Annotated in this window: 12 protein-coding genes; 7 read left to right on the top strand and 5 right to left on the bottom strand. The window is 64.4% G+C overall.

Going from position 1 to position 16,793, the window contains the following annotated elements; genetic code table 11:
* The first annotated feature begins 239 nt into the window (after nt 1-239).
* Entirely contained in the window at nt 240-1,829 is a 1,590-nt protein-coding gene (locus ATO3_RS18735; protein ID WP_088651429.1) for a GMC family oxidoreductase, read from the top strand.
* A 76-nt stretch (nt 1,830-1,905) separates the two neighbouring features.
* Here ATO3_RS18735 and ATO3_RS18730 read toward each other — a convergent pair whose 3' ends face one another.
* Genes ATO3_RS18730 through ATO3_RS18720 form a run of 3 tightly spaced genes read right to left on the bottom strand, consistent with a single transcriptional unit; the run spans nt 1,906 to nt 5,701 of the window.
* On the bottom strand, nt 1,906-3,513 hold the full coding sequence (locus ATO3_RS18730; protein ID WP_088651428.1) for a GMC family oxidoreductase: 1,608 nt from the start codon (nt 3,511-3,513) through the stop codon (nt 1,906-1,908).
* A gap of 16 nt (nt 3,514-3,529) precedes the next feature.
* Nucleotides 3,530-4,288, bottom strand: a complete 759-nt coding sequence (locus ATO3_RS18725; RefSeq protein WP_088651427.1) for an SDR family NAD(P)-dependent oxidoreductase — start codon at nt 4,286-4,288, stop codon at nt 3,530-3,532.
* A 3-nt stretch (nt 4,289-4,291) separates the two neighbouring features.
* Nucleotides 4,292-5,701, bottom strand: a complete 1,410-nt coding sequence (locus ATO3_RS18720) for an FAD-dependent oxidoreductase (RefSeq protein ID WP_158218005.1) — start codon at nt 5,699-5,701, stop codon at nt 4,292-4,294.
* A 535-nt stretch (nt 5,702-6,236) separates the two neighbouring features.
* Here ATO3_RS18720 and ATO3_RS18715 point away from each other — a divergent pair.
* The 6 genes from ATO3_RS18715 (at nt 6,237) to ATO3_RS18690 (ending at nt 12,732) form a co-directional block, all read left to right on the top strand.
* Nucleotides 6,237-7,358, top strand: coding sequence for a sugar ABC transporter substrate-binding protein (locus tag ATO3_RS18715; RefSeq protein WP_088651425.1), 1,122 nt, complete (start codon nt 6,237-6,239; stop codon nt 7,356-7,358).
* Nucleotides 7,359-7,399: 41 nt separating this feature from the next.
* Nucleotides 7,400-8,953, top strand: coding sequence for a sugar ABC transporter ATP-binding protein (locus ATO3_RS18710; protein WP_088651424.1), 1,554 nt, complete (start codon nt 7,400-7,402; stop codon nt 8,951-8,953).
* Entirely contained in the window at nt 8,925-9,929 is a 1,005-nt protein-coding gene (locus tag ATO3_RS18705; protein ID WP_233152218.1) for an ABC transporter permease, read from the top strand. The genes ATO3_RS18710 and ATO3_RS18705 overlap by 29 nt, the downstream gene beginning before the upstream one ends.
* A 4-nt stretch (nt 9,930-9,933) precedes the next feature.
* Complete coding sequence (locus tag ATO3_RS18700; RefSeq protein ID WP_088651423.1) at nt 9,934-10,851, top strand: NAD-dependent epimerase/dehydratase family protein; 918 nt, start codon at nt 9,934-9,936, stop codon at nt 10,849-10,851.
* Entirely contained in the window at nt 10,848-11,573 is a 726-nt protein-coding gene (locus ATO3_RS18695; protein WP_158218004.1) for an SDR family NAD(P)-dependent oxidoreductase, read from the top strand. Before ATO3_RS18700 ends, ATO3_RS18695 begins: the two co-directional genes overlap by 4 nt.
* A gap of 109 nt (nt 11,574-11,682) precedes the next feature.
* Nucleotides 11,683-12,732 carry a LacI family DNA-binding transcriptional regulator gene (locus ATO3_RS18690; RefSeq protein WP_088651421.1) on the top strand — a complete coding sequence of 350 codons (1,050 nt, stop codon included), beginning with the start codon at nt 11,683-11,685 and terminating at the stop codon, nt 12,730-12,732.
* Nucleotides 12,733-12,813: 81 nt separating this feature from the next.
* Here the strand turns inward: ATO3_RS18690 and ATO3_RS18685 are convergent, their stop codons facing one another.
* Nucleotides 12,814-14,577 (bottom strand): hydantoinase B/oxoprolinase family protein, encoded by a 1,764-nt coding sequence (locus ATO3_RS18685; protein WP_088651420.1) that lies wholly within the window; start codon nt 14,575-14,577, stop codon nt 12,814-12,816.
* 1 nt (nt 14,578) lies between these two features.
* Nucleotides 14,579-16,636, bottom strand: coding sequence for a hydantoinase/oxoprolinase family protein (locus ATO3_RS18680; protein ID WP_088651419.1), 2,058 nt, complete (start codon nt 16,634-16,636; stop codon nt 14,579-14,581).
* Between the last annotated feature and the right edge of the window lie 157 nt (nt 16,637-16,793).

Below are 16,793 nucleotides of genomic sequence, written 5' to 3'. Positions count from 1 at the left end.
AAAGCCCGAAGACCCCGAACCATGCCCAGGACCGTCGACACCAAGAGGAACGCCCGCGCCAGCGACGTGGTCTGCCCGACGGCTGTCCGGTCGATGAGCAGGTCACCCCGACCCTGCGGCTGATCCACGTCGGCGCCGGCCGCAGCACACTGACCTGGGGCGCGCACAGGTCCCGCTCGGCCGGGCGTCGGATTGCAACAAACAGCGCGCGCCCCGAAATTCAATCAAGGAATACCTGGATGAACTGGGATTACATCATCATCGGCTCGGGCTCGTCAGGATCGGTCCTCGCAGAGCGACTGACCACCTCGGGCAAACACAAGGTTCTGCTGCTCGAGGCAGGCGGCTCGGACCGCCACCTGCGCTACAAGGTGGCCTCGCTCTGCCCCGCCTGCATCGGAAATCCCAAATCGGACTGGATGTTCCTGTCCGAACCCGATCCGTCGCGGGAGGACCGGGTCGACATGGTCTCGCGCGGGAAGGTGCTGGGCGGGTCAAGCTCGATCAACGGCATCATCTACGTGCGCGGCAACAGGGGCGATTACGACGGCTGGGCCCAGATGGGCAACACCGGCTGGGACTATGACACGATGCTCGGCCATTTCCGCAGCATCGAAACCAACCGGGACGGCAGCACGGATGTCTATGGCACCTCCGGTCCGGTGACGATCGGCCAGTTGCGCGGCGCTCCGAAACTGTCGCATGTCTTCGTCGAGGCGATGGCCGAAATCGGATACCCCAAAAACCCGGGCTACAACGGCGAGCCTTCCGAAGGCGCCTCTATCGCCCATGCCAACCAGCACCTCGGCTGGCGGTTCTCGGCGGCGCGCGGCTTCCTTCGCCCGGCGATGAAGCGCCCGAACCTGAAGGTCGAGACCGGCGCCATCGTCGAACGCCTGCTGATGGAGGGCCGCCGCGCCACCGGTGTCCGGTATACCCTGAACGGCAAGGTCCACGAGGCCCGCGCGGCCGGCGAGGTCATCGTCGCGGCCAGCGCCATCAACTCGCCGAAGCTGCTGATGCTGTCGGGGATCGGGCCCGCCGACGATATCACCGAACACGGGATCGACGTGATCCATGATCTGCCCGGCGTCGGGCGCAACCTGCAGGATCACGCGGCCGTCCACCTCAAGGCCCTGGTCAACCAGCGCACCACGAACATGGACGACAACCTTTGGGGACGGATCCGGCACGGGCTGCGCTTTGCAACCACGATGTCAGGCCCGGCGAGCTACCTGCAATCCGCCGTCGCCTTCGTCCGCTCGCGGCCCGACCTGGAAGAGCCCGACATCCAGTTCCACTTCGGCGCCTTCGCCTTCAACGTGAGCGCAGCCGGCATCCAGATGCTCGACCGTCCGGCGGTCACGCTGCAGCCCAACGTCAACCGCAGCCGCAGCCGCGGCTGGCTGAAGCTGCGTTCGGGCGACCCGCTTGCGCCGCCGGTGATCCAGATGAACATGCTGGGAGATCCGGAGGACGTCAGGATCCTCGCCGAAGGCCTGCGCATCGCCCGGCGCGCCCTGGCCACGCGCGCCTTCGCGCCCTACGTGATCGGTGAATTCGCCCCCGGCTCCGACCAGGTCACGGACGAAGAGCTCGAACGCTACATCCGCGCGACCTCGAACCACGTCTACCACACCTGCGGCACCTGCAAGATGGGCGTGGACGACATGGCGGTGGTCGACCCGCAGCTGCGTGTCCGGGGAATCGAAGGGCTGAGGGTCATCGACAGCTCGATCATCCCGCAGATCCCTTCGGGGAACCTCAACGCGATTTCGATGGCCATCGGCTCGAAAGGGGCGGAAATGGTCCTTGAGGCCGCCCGTTGAGGGGCCGCCGCAGGATCGCTCCGGCGGCACGCGTCTGAAGGCTGGCGCCCGCCCCCGTCGTGGGCGGGCCCCGGCCTCAGCCGGCCAGCGCCGGCCGGCCCAGTATCATGTCGGACGCCTTTTCCGCGATCATCATCGTCGGCGCCGACGTGTTGCCGCTGACGATCATCGGCATGACCGAGGCATCGACCACCCGGATGCCATCGACCCCGCGCAGCTTAAGCTCGGCATCCACCACCGCGCCGTCATCGCCGCCCATGCGGCAGGTGCCCGTGGGGTGGAAGGTGGTGTTGCCCGACTGACGGACCCAGGCATCGATCGTCGCGTCATCCATCATGTCGGTCTCTGTCGGCGAAATCCTGTGCGAGCAATAGGGCGCCATCGCAGCGTTCTCGCCGATGCGGTGCGCAAGTCGGGCCCCATCACGCATCACCCGTCGATCGCTGTCTTCCTTCAGATAGGCCGGATCCATCGTCGGCTTGGCCATCGGATCGGCGCTGGTCACATGCACCTCTCCGCGGCTGTCGGGCCGAAGCTGGTAGAAGCTGATCAGGTAGCCATGTCCGCCCTGGCCCGCCCGCGTGGTTTCCAGGTTCAGCCCCGGCACGAAGGTCATGTGGATGTCGGGCTCGTCCAGCTCGGGCCGTGTCTTCAGGAACCCGCCGGCCTCGAGAGGCACCGCCGTCGCCGGGCCTTTACCAAAGAGCCAGGCCCGCGCCATCGCCGAAACGAAGCGGTCGGGGCGGAACAACCCGAAAAGGGTGATCTTCTGGCTGGCGGCGTATTTCAGGTAGACGCCCAGGTGATCCTGCAGGTTCTGCCCAACCTCGGGCAGATGTACGCGCGGCACGATCCCAAGCGCCTTCAACCGCTGGGAATCGCCAATCCCCGAAAGCTGCAGCAGCTTCGGCGAATTGATCGCCCCGGCGCTGAGGATGATCTCGCGCCGCGCATTCACCTGCTGCTTCGCCCCGCCCCGCTCCAGGTCCAGCCCCACGGCGCGGCCATTTTCCATGCGGATCGCGGTCACGTGGGTATGGGTCCGGATCTCCAGGTTCGGCCTGGTCCGCACCGGATCCAGGTAGGCGGTCGCGCTGCTGACCCGGCGTCCGTTTTTCACGTTGAAGTCGTAGACCCCAAGCCCCTCTTGCCGGGCCCCGTTGAAATCCTGGTTCACCGGCATCCCCTCGGCCGCACCTGCGGAGAGAAAGGCCTTGTATAGCGGGTTGTCGGCACGGGCCTTCTCCACGTGGAGCGGCCCGTCCTGACCGTGAAAAGGGTCTCCCTCGCGTTCGGGATTGCTCTCGGCGCGCTTGAAGTAGGGCAGCACGTCGTCATAGCTCCAGCCGGGCAGGCCAAGCTGGCGCCAATGGTCGTAATCGGCGCGCGTGCCGCGCATGTACATCATGCCGTTGATTGTCGAACAGCCGCCCAGCACCTTGCCGCGTGGCCATTTGACCGAACGGTTGTCCATGTAGGGCTGCGGCGCTGTCTCGTAATGCCAGTTGCTGGGCTTCCAGAAATAGGCGGCACCGGCCATCAGGGGGATGGTGAAGACCGGGTTGCGGTCGGACCCGCCTGCCTCGATCAACAGGACGCGGTTGCGGCTGTCTTCCGACAGGCGGTTGGCCAGCACGCAGCCGGCCGATCCCGCGCCGATGATTATGAAATCGAACTCCTGCATGAGGGGCACTCCGTCATCAGAAGGGCAGCTCGGCCCCGTTCATTGCGATGGCCTGCCCACTGACATAGGAGGCATCGTCCGAGGCCAGCCACGACACGGCCGCGGCCACATCCTCGGGGGTGCCGAAGCGCCCGGCCGGAACGCTGGCCCGGAAGCCGTCGATCACCTGCTCCGGCGTCTGGCCGGACACCCGGGCAAAGCCCGCGGCGATGTCGTCCCAGAACGGCGTCTCGATATGGCCCGGCGTGTAGCTGTTCACCCGAATGCCGTGGGGCGCGAGTTCGATCGACAGCGTCTGCGTGAGCGACACGATGGCCGCCTTGGACGCGCAGTAATGCGCCAGGTTCGCCGCGCCGCGCCGTGCCGCGCCCGAGGCCGCATTGACGATCACGCCGCCGGTGCCCTGTGCCATCATCTGCCGGGCCGCGGCACGGGATCCGAGAAAGACGCTGTGCAGGTTGATCTCGGTCACCCGCTTCCACTCGCCGAACTCCATGCCGACCACCGGGTTGATGGAAATCACCCCGGCATTGCAGACCATCACGTCGAGCCGCCCGAAGGCACCGACCGTGTCCGCCACCGCCTTGTCGACGGTCGCCTCGTCCGCCGCATCGCCGGTGAGGCCAAGCAGCCGGTCTTCGGCGCCCTCGATGTGGCAGGTGTCAAGATCCAGCACCGCGACACGCGCGCCCTCGTCGAGGAAACGGTTCACGATGCCCAGGCCGATGCCGCTTGCCCCGCCAGTGACGAGGACGCTTTTGCCAGTATGATCCATGGTTCAGTCCTCGTTGAGCTTCGCGGCCGCGTCCCCGGCCAGCATGCCGAGCGTCACCGCCATGCAAAGGCCGGCCGCCGGCAGGTAGCCGTCACAGTGATTGCCCGAGATGCTCTCGGCGGTTCCGCCACTGGCGAAAAGATTGGGCAGGACGGTCCCGTCTTCCCGCAAGACCTGCGCCCGGCCGTCGACCTTCAGGCCGCCCTGGGTGTGGAACAATGCGCCGGTGGTCTGGATCGCGTGGAACGGCCCTTCGGACAGGGGCGGGTTCAGGGTGAAATCCCGGCCGAAGGGACAGCTGCCCTCGCCCGCGGCCAACCGGCGGCTTTCGTCCAGGGTTTCGCGAAGCGCCCCGGCCGGGACCTTGATCACCTCGGCAAGCTCTTCGACCGTGGCGGCCGTCTTGAAGGCGCCAAGCTTGGTCAGGTCCTGGAACTCGGGCAGGTCCTGTACCAGCTCGCGGCGCGCGTCGTCGAAGATGATCCAGGCGATGCCGTCGGGCTGGCGCAACACGTTCAGCGATTGTGCCGAGATATCGAGGTTTTCGTTCGAAAACCGCTTGCCCTCGGTGTTCACGGTAATCCCGCCGCGCATCAGGATATCGTAGTTGACGATGATCCCGTAAGCCCCGGCAAGCGCGCCATAGCCCTGGAACGCATCCATGCTGCCAAGCGCGCCACCCAGTTCGCGGCCCCACTGGATGCCTTCACCCTCGTTCCCTTCGTGGCCGAAATACTTGTAGTATGAGGCCGTGCCGAAGGACGGGATGAATTCCTTCACCATCTCCTCGTTGGCGCCGAAACCGCAGGTCGCCAGGACCAGCGCGTCGCAGCCCACCTTCTCGACCGAGCCGTCGGTCCGCTGAACACGGACACCGGTGACCCGGTCGTCGGCATCGGCATACAGCAGATCGACATGCGCACCGGTGATGACATCGACACCGGCTTCCTCGGCGGCCCGCATCAGGGCGCCGTGCAGTTCCTCGCCGCGCTTCGAGGGGACACCGTGCATCCGGTTCACCGAATGCCCGAAGAACCCGGCCCAGGAAATGTTCATGACAAACGGAATGCCGTGCCGATCCTTCAGCCAGTCGATGGCCCGGCCCGAATTCTCTGCCACGGCACGCGCCAGGACCGGATCGGCCTGCCCGCGGGTGCGCGCCATGATATCCTCGTAGAAGCGGTCCGCATCGTCCTCGATATCGCGCTCGGCCTGCAAACTGGTGCCGGCCGCGCAAACGAAGCCCTGGCTCATGCAGGTGCTTCCGCGCGCCACCGGGTCGCGCTCCAGCAGAAGGACCTCGGCGCCGGCATCCCGTGCGGCGAGCGCGGCGGTCAGCCCTGCGGCGCCTGCCCCTACCACGATGACGGCAGTTTCGAGATCGAACTCCGGTTTGGTGCGGTCGATTTTCACGGTGATACCCTTCTCTTGCCAGATAACGCCCCTGGCCCGGCATCAGAACGCCGCGAACCGGGTGCCCCGCATGCAAGCGGCGGCTCACATGCGGGAAAAGTTCATGCAAGCGTATGCATAGCGGAGCCTTTAAAAATCTGTCAATCCATCCTGACAAGATCCGGCGCCGACCCGGTTCAATTTTCTCAGGCTGCATCAATACTTGCCGTTTCGCCCCGGACGCCTGGGTGCCACGGCCCGTGCCGCACGGCGGATTCAGGACAGCAAAATGCATCTCTGCTTAAGGAAAACGGGGTCAAGAGCGTTCAGAACTCGGACCTGCCCGGCCGACGCGCATCATTTGAATATGCGTCCAGGAGAACAGACCGATGACCCGATGAACAACGGTGCATTCGCCCACGAACGCGGATCAGCACCCGATCGTTAAGGCCCAACAAGTGTTGACAAGCAGCGCCATCCCGGGAATCGTCTGATGCATACGCATGCGTCGCGTAGTAGCGGGCTGGGACGCCCGAGCAACCAACAGGGGAAATCAATGACACTCACCCGGACAATCTGCCAAGCCTCTGCTGCAGCCCTTCTCGTCGGAGCCAGCACGGGCATCGCTTTTGCGGACGAAGCTGCGGACGGCCTGGCACGCGCAACCGAAATCATCGAGAGCCACCGCGCCCTGCCGGTCTACGAGCCGGCCGGCGAACCCTTCGACATCCGCAAGGTCGCCGAGGGCAAGAAGATGCTCTCGATCCCGAACACCAGCGCCAACCAGTTCCTCAAGGGGATCATCCGGCGCGAGATTGAAGTCGGCAAGGAGATCGGGCTGGAAGTCCGGGAATGGGAAAACCAGGGCCAGCCGAACCAGTGGGTGCAGGGCATCGAGTATGCCATCGCCAACGATTTCGACATCGTGGACCTGATCTCGGGCGTGAACCCGGCTGTGGTCGAGCCTCAGCTGCAGGCCGCCAAGGAAGCCGGCGTCAAGGTCTTCACGTCGCATTTCTACGACCCGTCGCAGCCCGCGAGCGAGCACCTTGCCGGTGACCTTCCGGTCAGCTTTTACGGTCAGGGTTACATCCTGGGCAACTGGATGATCTACAAGACCGGCGGTGATGCACGCGCCATCGTGGTCAAATCGGACGAGGTCCCGCCGACAGCGCCGCTGGTGCAGGGCATCCGCGACGCGCTGAGCGAGAACTGCCCGAAGTGCGAGATCCTTCAGGAGATCAACGTCGGCATCACCGAATGGGGCACCAAGATCCAGCCGTCCGTCCAGTCTGCGCTGATCTCGAAGCCGACCGCCAACTACGTGATCCCGATCTACGATTCCATGAGCCAGTTCGTCGTTCCCGCAATCGAGCTGACCGGCAAGAGCGAGACGGTGAAGGTCGCCACCTCGAACGGCACGCCCTTCGTTCTGGACTTCATCCGCGAAGGCAAGGTCGAGATGGACATCGGCGAAAGCCTCGACTGGATCGCGCGCGCCACCATCGACGGCTACATGCGCAATCTCGCCGGCCTGCCCATGCCGGAAGACATCGGTGTGCCTTACTACCTCTTTGACGAATCCAACATCGAAACCGCTGGTGTTCCCGCCGAACCGAACAAGGGCTACGGCGACGAATACGTGAAGGGCTTTCATAAGACCTGGATGATGGATTGACCGAAATCTCCCCGAGGTCAGGAAACAATAGGCAAGAAACCATGAGCAATGCGACGACAGTACCCGCACTGCAGGTCTCTGGAATTGCAAAGACCTTTGGGGGCGCTCGCGCCCTCAAAGGAATTGATTTCGAGGTCGCGCCAGGCGAGGTCCACGGATTGTTGGGCCAGAACGGCTGCGGCAAATCCACCTTCGTGAAGGTGCTGGCAGGCTTTCACCCGCCCGATCCCGGCGGCGAAATCTCGGTCTTTGGCCGAAAGCTCCCGCTTCCGATGCGCCCCGGCGCCTTTCGCGAGTTCCAGATGGCCTTCGTGCACCAGCACCTTGGCCTGGTTCCCACGCTGACCGTGCTGGAAAACATGCGGGTCGCCTCTGTGACCGAGCGCAAGGCGATCATCGACTGGCGCGCCGAACGGCGCGCGGCGCAGGCCACCTTCGACCGGTTCGGCATGCATTTCGACCTGTCCGCGCGCACCGGCACACTCAGCCAGACCGACCAGGCGCTGCTGGCCATCATGCGCGCGTCCGAAGATCTGCGCCGCTCCGACGCCGAGACTGGCGGCCGCGGGCTGCTGATCCTCGATGAACCGACCCCGTTCCTGCCCAAGGAAGGTGTCGACCGGCTGTTCCAGCTGGTGCGCCAGGTGGTGGATCATGGCGACAGCGTCATCTTCATTTCGCACGACATCGACGAGGTGCGCGAGATCACCGACCGCGCGACCATCCTGCGGGATGGCGAGGTCAGCGGCACGCTGGTGACGAAGGACTCAACCCATGACGATTTCGTCGAGGGCATCATCGGCCGCCGCGTGGCGCGCAGCGTCACCGAAGCGCCGGTCGCCGCCGGCCGCAAGGTCAAGGCCCGGGTGACCGGAATAAGGGAACCAGAGCTCGAGGTGCCGGAATTCGAGGTCGCCGAGGGCGAAATCCTCGGCATGACCGGACTGCTGGGCTCGGGCTATGAAAAGGTGCCCTACCTCGTATTCGGCGCCCGCACCTCATCGACCGGCAAGCTGGAGCTGGATGGCAGGTCATATGACCTGAGCACCATCACGCCCAAGGAGGCGGTCGCGCGCAAGATGGCGCTTCTGCCGTCGGACCGGCCCAAGGCCAGCGGCGTGCCGACCCTGACGATCGCGGAAAACATGCTTCTGCTCGACATGGAGCGTTTTCTCGGAAAGCTGGGCCTGAACCGGGGCGCAATGCGCCGGCGGGCGAGCGACCTTTCCAGCGAATACGAGGTCCGGCCGAACGATCCCTCCCTCAGGCTGGGGCAGCTCAGCGGCGGCAATGCCCAGAAGGTGCTGCTGGCCAAATGGATGATCCGCGATCCCGAACTGCTGATGCTCGACGAGCCGACGCAGGGCGTCGACGTGGGCACCCGTCAGCAGGTCTATGGCGTGATCCGCAATGCCGCAAAGAACGGGGCTTCGGTCATCGTGGCCAGCTCGGACGCCGAACAACTCGCGGATCTCTGCACCCGCGTTCTCATCTTTGCCCGTGGTCGCATCGTCGACGAACTGACGGGCAGCCACATCTCAAAAGACAACATTGCCGAGGCCTGCTATGGACACACCACTCTCGATGTCGCGTGAAACCAAAAGCCGAAAGCCGTTCAACTTTCTGAACTTCATCGAGCGGTTCGGTCTGGTGTTCGTCTGGATCCTGATCATCGGCATCTTCGCGCTGGTGCTTCCCGGCATCTTCTTCACCTGGACGAACTTCTCGATCCTCTTCGCCACCCAAGCCCCGGGCGCGATCCTCGCGCTGGCCCTGGTCATACCGCTGACCGCCGGCGACTACGATCTTTCGGTCGGCGCCACGCTCACGCTCTCGGCGGTCACGATCGGGGTGCTGAACGCCGTCAACGACGTGCCGCTTTTCCTGGCAGTCCTGGCCGCGCTCGCCGCCGGGGTTGTCGTCGGGCTTGTCAACGCCTTCTTCATCGTCTTCGTGCGCATCCCCTCGCTGGTGGTGACGCTTGGCACCACCTCGGTCATCACCGGCCTGGTGCAGTGGATGACGAATTCGTCGACGATCGGGGGCATCTCTCCGACCCTGATCGACATGGTCGGTCGCGGGCGCCTTTTCGGGATCTCCTACGCTTTCTACTACGTGATCCTCGTGGCCATCGTGATCTGGCTCGTGTTTGAATACACGCCCCTGGGCCGCCGCATCCTGTTCGTGGGACGCGGGCGCGAAGTGGCGCGGCTCTCGGGGATCGATGTCGGCCGGGTTCGGATCGGCTGCCTCGTCGCCTCGGCCTTCCTGTCTTCGTTTGGCGGGGTGATCTATGCGGGCCTGCTGGGCGCGGCCGATCCGTTCTCGGGGCTGAACTTCCTGCTGCCGGCCTTCGCCGCTGCCTTCCTGGGCGCGACGGCGATCATACCTGGACGGTTCAACCCCTGGGGTGCGGTCATCTCGGTCTATTTCCTGGCCACGGGCATCACCGGGCTGACCATGCTGGGGATCCCGCTGTGGGTGACGAGCGCCTTCAACGGCTGCGCGCTGATCCTGGCGGTGACCGTGTCGCAATTTGCCCGCGGGCGCGAAGAAACCGACCTTGGGTAAGGCCATGACCGACACTAAGGAAACAGTCTACGTGACTGGGGCGGCCGGGTTCATCGGCCGCCACCTCACCCCCGCCCTGATCCAGCGTGGCTACACTGTCATCGGCACCGATGTCGCGGCCCCGTCCGAAGATCCGGGTTACGAATTCCACGCGGCGGATATCCGGGATACCCTGCGCCATGCGCCGCTTGTGGCCCGCAGCAACAGCATCATCCATTGCGGGGGGATCTCGGGGCCGATGCTGCTCGAGGACAACCCGGCCGAGGTGCTCGACATCAACATCACCGGCACGTCTGCCCTGCTGTCGCTGGGACATTCCTTCGGGCTGCGCCGCTTCGTCGGGCTGTCGTCGGTATCGGCCTATGGCCCGACGGTCGACGTCCCGCTGGCGGACGAATCCACGCCGCTCGGCGCCAGCAACGCCTATGGCACAAGCAAGGCGGCGACCGACCTGCTGCTTCAGTCCTACGCCGGGCAATACCGATTGAGCGCCGCGGCGCTTCGGATCGGCTGGGTCTACGGGCCTGGCCGCGTGACGGATGCGATCCTGCAGCCGACCGTGCGCACCGCAAAGGGTATTCCCTACGCCATCCCCGAGGGCGGCGACCACATACTGCAGTTCGTCCATGTGCGTGACGTGGTGGATGCAATCATCGCGACACTCGAGGCTGACCCCCTGCCCTCGGCTGTCTACAACGTGAACGGCCAGGAAACCTTCACGGTGCGCGACATCGTCCAGATGGTTTCGGACCTGGTCCCGGGGGTCAGTGTCGAGGTCGGCCCGGGGCTGATGCCCGGAACGGATGTACAGGCGCCGATGGATGTCTCGCGCGCAGGACGCGAACTGGGCTGGCAACCGCAGATCGCGTTCCGCGACGGCCTTGCGGAATATGTCGCCTGGCTGCAGGAGAACCCGTTTTGAGCTCGAACAGGTTCGAAGGGCAGACCTTCGTCGTGACCGGTGCCGGAAGTGGCATCGGTTACGCCACGACCTGCCAGCTTTGCGAAGAGGGCGCGCAGGTTCTCGCGCTTGACGTGACATTTGCGAACGGCATGCCGGCCGGGGCCGAATGTGTCAGCGTGGATGTCTGCAGCGAGGAACGCCTGGCCGAGGCGGCCCGGCGGGTGCCCGACGGGATCGACGGCCTGGCCGCCTTTGCCGGTATCGAGATGGGTGGTCGCATCGACACGCTCAACATCGTTGGCTGGCAAAGGGTGTTCGACGTCAACGTGCTCGGCACCGTGCGGACCATCGCCGCGTTCCTGCCCGCGCTCCGGCAGAAAGGCGGATCGATCGTGCTGTGCTCGTCCCAGCTTTCGATTGCCGGCGCACGCGACTGCCCGGCCTATGCCGCATCGAAGGGCGCGATCAACACGTTGTGCCGCAGCCTCGCCCTGGACCACGCGGCCGAAGGCATTCGCGTCAACGCGATTGCCCCGGGCGCAACCGATACCCCGATGATGACACGGTCGTTCCGGGGCAAACCCGGCACTGCCGTCGAGGCCGCAAAGCAGCGCCATGCCATGGGGCGCTTCGGCACGGCGCGCGAGTCGGCGAATGCCGCCCTGTTCCTGATGAGCGGCGACGCAACGTTCACGACCGGCGTGGTGTTTCCAGTCGATGGCGGATGGTGCATTGCATAGTCTTCGCCAAGCTCCGGCCAATAAAATTCTTGCAATTGCGGCGAAGACCTACTGGCCTATGAAGAGCCTGAATACGAGACCGAATTAGCAGCGAGAAGGAACTTGGCGTTTGCCCAGAAAGAACAAGATACGAGAGGGCTCCATACGCACCACATCCTTTGATGTTGCCGCGTTGGCGGGTGTATCGCAATCTGCCGTTTCGCGGGCATTCAAGCCAGGATCGAGCATTGCCGCCGAGACACGCGAAAAGGTGCTGGATGCAGCACGGAAGCTCAACTACGTTCCCAATTCGATTGCGAGCAGCCTGACGACGCATCGGTCCAACATCGTCGCGATTATCCTCGGGGATCTGAACAACCCGTTCTATACCCACGTGCTTCAGACCTTCGGGCGCGAATTGCAAGCGCTCAACCGGCACATGCTGGTGTTCACGCTGACCGAAGACATGCACACCGACGATGCCATCATGCAGCTGTTGCCCTACCAGGTCGACGGCGTGATCCTGACCTCTGCCCAGTTGTCGACCCGCATGGTCGGCATGTGCCACGACCGCGGGATTCCGGTCGTTCTGTTCAACCGTTACATCCCCAACACCGGAGCATTCGGCGTTCGCTGCGACAATCCCGCAGGCGGTCGCCAGATTGCCGAGGCGTTCCTGGCCGCCGGCGCCCGGACCTTTGCGATGATCACCGGCGACCCGAAGGGGACCACCAGCGCCGACCGCGCGACCGGCTTCGTCGACAGGCTTCTCGACGCCGGTATTCCGCGAAGCGCGATCAACTCCTACGAAGGCGGATCAAGTTATGAAGGCGGGGTCGAGGCGGCCAAGGCGATGATGGCCAACGACGCCACGCCCCCCGACGCGATCTTCGGCATCAACGACATCATGGCGATGGGCGCGATGGACGTGCTCCGGATCGAATACGGCCTGAGGGTTCCGGAAGACGTCATGGTGGCCGGGTTCGACGACATCCCCGAAGGCGCCCGCCTGCCCTATCGCCTGACAACGGTGCGCCAGCCGATCAATCGCATGGTCCGCGCGACCCTCGACCTTCTGAATCTGGAGAATCCGGATTCCAGCGTCGATATCGCCAGTGACCTGCCGATCGGGGGCCACCTCGTATGGCGGAACACGATACCACCTGCCAAATCCGAATAACCGGACCTCGACACTGACGTTCTCGACAAAAGACCCGAAGCACGCTTCGGGTCTTTGCTTTTCTACACTGCGGTTCGCGCGTCAGGCGCTTTGCGGCGTGAAACCGAAGTTGAACGGCTCAGGCTCGCCCCGTTCCGCCCGGCGCTCGGCGCGCAGCTTTTCGGTCGCGGCGACATCGAGCGACAGGTCATCACCCAGCACAACGCCATACCCTTCGAGCGCCTTTTCCGGCGAGACGAGATCATAGCGCACATCGCGTGCGACCTCTTCGGCCGGGCGTTCGTACGGATCGCCCCAGCCGCCGGACCCGGCGGTGCGGAAAATGATCACGTCGCCGGCCTCGACCTCGAGATTGTCGATCTTGGACGGAATCCGTTCTTTCTCGCCGGTCGTCTGCCGCACGATCCACTTCGCCGAGGTCCCGCCGAAGAGACCCCCGTTGATGCCCCAGGGCGGCACGACCTCGCGGTCGTCATGGATCGAGATCTTCCCGGATTCGAGCACGCGATAGACCTTCTCGATCCCCGCGCCGCCGCGGTGCAGACCGGGACCGCCGCTGTCCTTGACCGGACGATAGCTGTCGACCTGAACCGGGTAGTAGTTCTCGATATACTCGATCGGTGTCGCCGAGAAGAGAGGCCACCAGGCATGACCGTCAAGCCCGTCGCCGCGCGGACGCCCGGGAACGCCGCCGAAGAGCAGCTCCATCAGCTGGAAGTACTTCCCTTCACTGTCGTGGCCGGTGAAGATGAAGTGCGGGCTGGTGCCATAGCCTGCCGCCATCGACAGGTGCGGCGCCCGCTGACCCAGCGCGCCGGCCTGGCAGTCGAAGAACCGGGTGTGCGTGTTCAGACGGTTCGACAGCGCTGCCGGGAACTTGGGGTTCAACAGGCTGCCTTCGGGCAGGATGATCTCGAAGAGATCGTAGAAGCCTTCGTTGAACAGGATGTCCGGATCGAAGGCCATGATCATGTAGACCCCGAAGAACAGCTTGCAGAGCCCTTCGTGGATATGGAAGTTGATCGGCCCTTCCGCCTGGTCGTCGGTGCCGGTCCAGTCGAACACCGCCTTGCCGTCCTTCATGTAGATCGACAGGGTCATCTTGAAGGGGCCGTTGCCGACGCCGTCGTCGTCGACATAGTCGGTGAAGGACACCGGCTCTTCCGAGATGTACTTGGAAATCAGCACCTTCATGGCGTCGCGCGTGCGGTCCAGCAGCATGTCCGTCGCCGCCATGTAGGTCTCGCGACCGAACCGGTCACACAGCTCACCCACCCGCTTGGCCGCGGTCTTGCAGCCCGCGATCAGCGCCATCAGGTCGGCCCGGTTCATGTCCGGGGTCCGGCTGTTGTTGAGCATGATCGCCAGGACGCCCTCGTTCAGCACGCCCTTGTCGTAGATGCGCACCGGCGGCACGCGCAGCCCCTCTTCCCAGATCGTCCGCGCGTCAAAGGGCATGGAGCCCGGGACCTTGCCGCCCACGTCGACCATGTGGCCGAAGATCGACGAGAAGCCGACCAGCACGCCTTCGTGGAAGATCGGCATCATCACGCACCAGTCATTGTTGTGCGAGATCGAGCCCTTGCAGGCATAGGGGTCGTTCCAGACGAAGATGTCCCCTTCGTTCAGATCGCCGTCGAACTGCTCGACGATGGCCGGGATGTAGGAGCCGAACTGGCCCACGATCATCTGGCCACGATGATTGCAGATCATCGGGAACTCGTCGTGCTGTTCGCGGATCACCGGCGAAAGCGAGATCCGGACAACGACGCCGTCCATCTCGAACCGGGCGTTCTTCAATGCGTTCTCGATGATATCGAGCGTGATCGGGTCAACAGTGCTCATGTCAGGCATCCTTCGAATTCGGCCAGATCAGCAGGTTGCCGTGGGGCTCCAGCTCGGCGTAGTGGTCGGGGAGCAGGACGGTCGTGGTGTCGTACTGCCGGATGATGGCGGGCCCGGGCACCTTGACGCCCGGCGGAATCTTGGCCCGATCGTAGTTGGGTGTATCGACCCATTCGCCCTTGAAGAACGACGGCCGCGTCTCGATCAGCGCATCGGCGAGATCCGAACCTTCGACCGCCGCTATGGATTCCTTGACGGGCATGGTCGCGCCGGTGGCAACGACGCGCAGGGCGACCAGTTCGACCGGAACATGGAAGCGCACACCGTAGAGTTGTTCGTGCAGCTCGTTGAAGCGTTCGATCACGCCTTCGAGCCCGCCGCGCGCCTCGACCGTGGCCTTGTCGATCTCTACCGTGACCTCGAAGCCCTGCTGTTCGTAACGCAGGTCCAGCGAATAGCGGATCGTGCGATCACCGGTCGGGACTTCTTCGGCGTCGAGCCACTCGACCGCCTTGTCCTGAAGCTCGGCGAAGCGCGTCCAGACCATGTCGGCATCCATGCCCTTGGTCGAGCGGATGAAGGTCTGCACGAACTCGTTCTTGAACTCGGCCTCGAGAAAGCCCAGGGCCGACAGGACACCCGGGTTGGTCGGCACGACCACCGGGTAGCAGCCCAGCAGTTCGGCCATCGCGTTGGCATGCAGCGGACCCGCGCCACCGAAGGCCACGATGCCGAAGTCGCGCGGGTCATAGCCGCGCTGCACGGTGATGACCCGCAGCGCCCCCAGCATCACCTCGTTGGCGATGTCGAGAATGCCCTGCGCCGCCTCTTCGGGGCCAAGGTCCAACTGTGCGCCGACACGGCCCACCGCCTCGCGGGCACCGTCGACGTCCAGCTTCATGTCGCCGCCCAGCAGGACGGGCGGCAGATAGCCCAGCACGACGTTGGCGTCGCTCACCGCCGGCTCTGTACCGCCGCGACCGTAGGAGACCGGACCCGGGCGTGCGCCGGCACTGCGCGGGCCGACACGGAGAGAGTTCGTCAGTTCGGACACATCCGCGATCGAGCCGCCGCCGGCCCCGACCGAACGCACGTCGAGCGTCGGCACTTTCGCCGGGAAGGATCCGACCTCGGTCGAGCGCGAGATCGTCGGCTCGCCGTCGAGGATCACCGACACGTCGGTCGATGTGCCGCCCATGTCGAAGGCCAGCAGGTTCCGGATCCCGGTCCGCCGGGCAATCATCACTGTCGACGTTACGCCGCCGGCCGGGCCCGAAAGCACCGTGTGCACCGGGCGTTCCGACGCTGCGTTGGCGCTCATCAGACCGCCATCGGAACGGACGATATGCAGGCGCGACGACAGGCCCTCGCTCGCCAGCCGCTCTTCGATCCGCGACAGGTAGCGTTTCATGATCGGGCGGACGTAATCGTTCATCACCGTGGTGATGGCGCGATCGTATTCGCGGAACTCGGGGAGGATGTCCGACGACAGCGACACGGGGATGTCCGGGTAACGCTCCTTGACGATCTCGGCCAGGGCACGCTCGTGTTCGGGATTGGCATAGGCATGCATCAGCGAGATGGTCAGAGCCTCGATCCCCGAGCTGCACAGATCGTCGATCAGCGCGGTGGCCTTCTCGCGGTCCAGCGGCGTGACGATCTCACCCCGAGCGTTCATGCGTTCCGGGATTCCGCGCGTGTCCTTGAGGGAGGCCAGCGGTTCCGGCTTGTCCATCACGATCCATCCGAACAACGGTCCGGGCGTCCAGGACTTGGCCAGGTGAAGCGTGTATTCGAATCCTTCCGACACCAGCAGCCCGACCCGGGCCCCCTTGCCTTCAAGCACGGCGTTGGTCGCAACCGTGGTGCCGTGCAGGATGAGAGAGATGTCTTTCGGATCCACGCCGGCCTTTTCGCAGATCAGCTTGACCCCGTTCGCGACACCGATCGACTGGTCCTCGGGCGTTGACGGCGTCTTGGCCTGCACCACCCGGCCGTTTGATTCATCGTGCAATACGAGGTCGGTGAACGTCCCGCCGACATCAACTCCTAGTCTCATGTGCTTTGCCTTGTGTTGGAATTCGAGCGTGAATGCGCATGCAAGAGGACTATAAGTTCGTTGTCCTTCTCGACGCAAGAGGCCATTTTACTTATATTTTGGTGGGTATGCGTTTGAATCTACGCCTTTGATTTTCCTGCATAGGAATGCATAGATT

It is taken from the genome of Marinibacterium profundimaris, from assembly GCF_002210095.1.
GTDB lineage: Bacteria > Pseudomonadota > Alphaproteobacteria > Rhodobacterales > Rhodobacteraceae > Marinibacterium > Marinibacterium profundimaris.
The sequence above is the reverse complement of the archived record's forward strand: the minus strand, read 5'-3'. Positions and strand labels throughout refer to the sequence as shown.

Coding starts and splice junctions, on each gene's coding strand:
- ATO3_RS18735 (WP_088651429.1), top strand. CDS start 240: ATGAACTGGGATTACATCATCATCGGCTCGGGCTCGTCAGGATCGGTC.
- ATO3_RS18730 (WP_088651428.1), bottom strand. CDS start 3,513: ATGCAGGAGTTCGATTTCATAATCATCGGCGCGGGATCGGCCGGCTGC.
- ATO3_RS18725 (WP_088651427.1), bottom strand. CDS start 4,288: ATGGATCATACTGGCAAAAGCGTCCTCGTCACTGGCGGGGCAAGCGGC.
- ATO3_RS18715 (WP_088651425.1), top strand. CDS start 6,237: ATGACACTCACCCGGACAATCTGCCAAGCCTCTGCTGCAGCCCTTCTC.
- ATO3_RS18710 (WP_088651424.1), top strand. CDS start 7,400: ATGAGCAATGCGACGACAGTACCCGCACTGCAGGTCTCTGGAATTGCA.
- ATO3_RS18705 (WP_233152218.1), top strand. CDS start 8,925: ATGGACACACCACTCTCGATGTCGCGTGAAACCAAAAGCCGAAAGCCG.
- ATO3_RS18700 (WP_088651423.1), top strand. CDS start 9,934: ATGACCGACACTAAGGAAACAGTCTACGTGACTGGGGCGGCCGGGTTC.
- ATO3_RS18685 (WP_088651420.1), bottom strand. CDS start 14,577: ATGAGCACTGTTGACCCGATCACGCTCGATATCATCGAGAACGCATTG.
- ATO3_RS18680 (WP_088651419.1), bottom strand. CDS start 16,636: ATGAGACTAGGAGTTGATGTCGGCGGGACGTTCACCGACCTCGTATTG.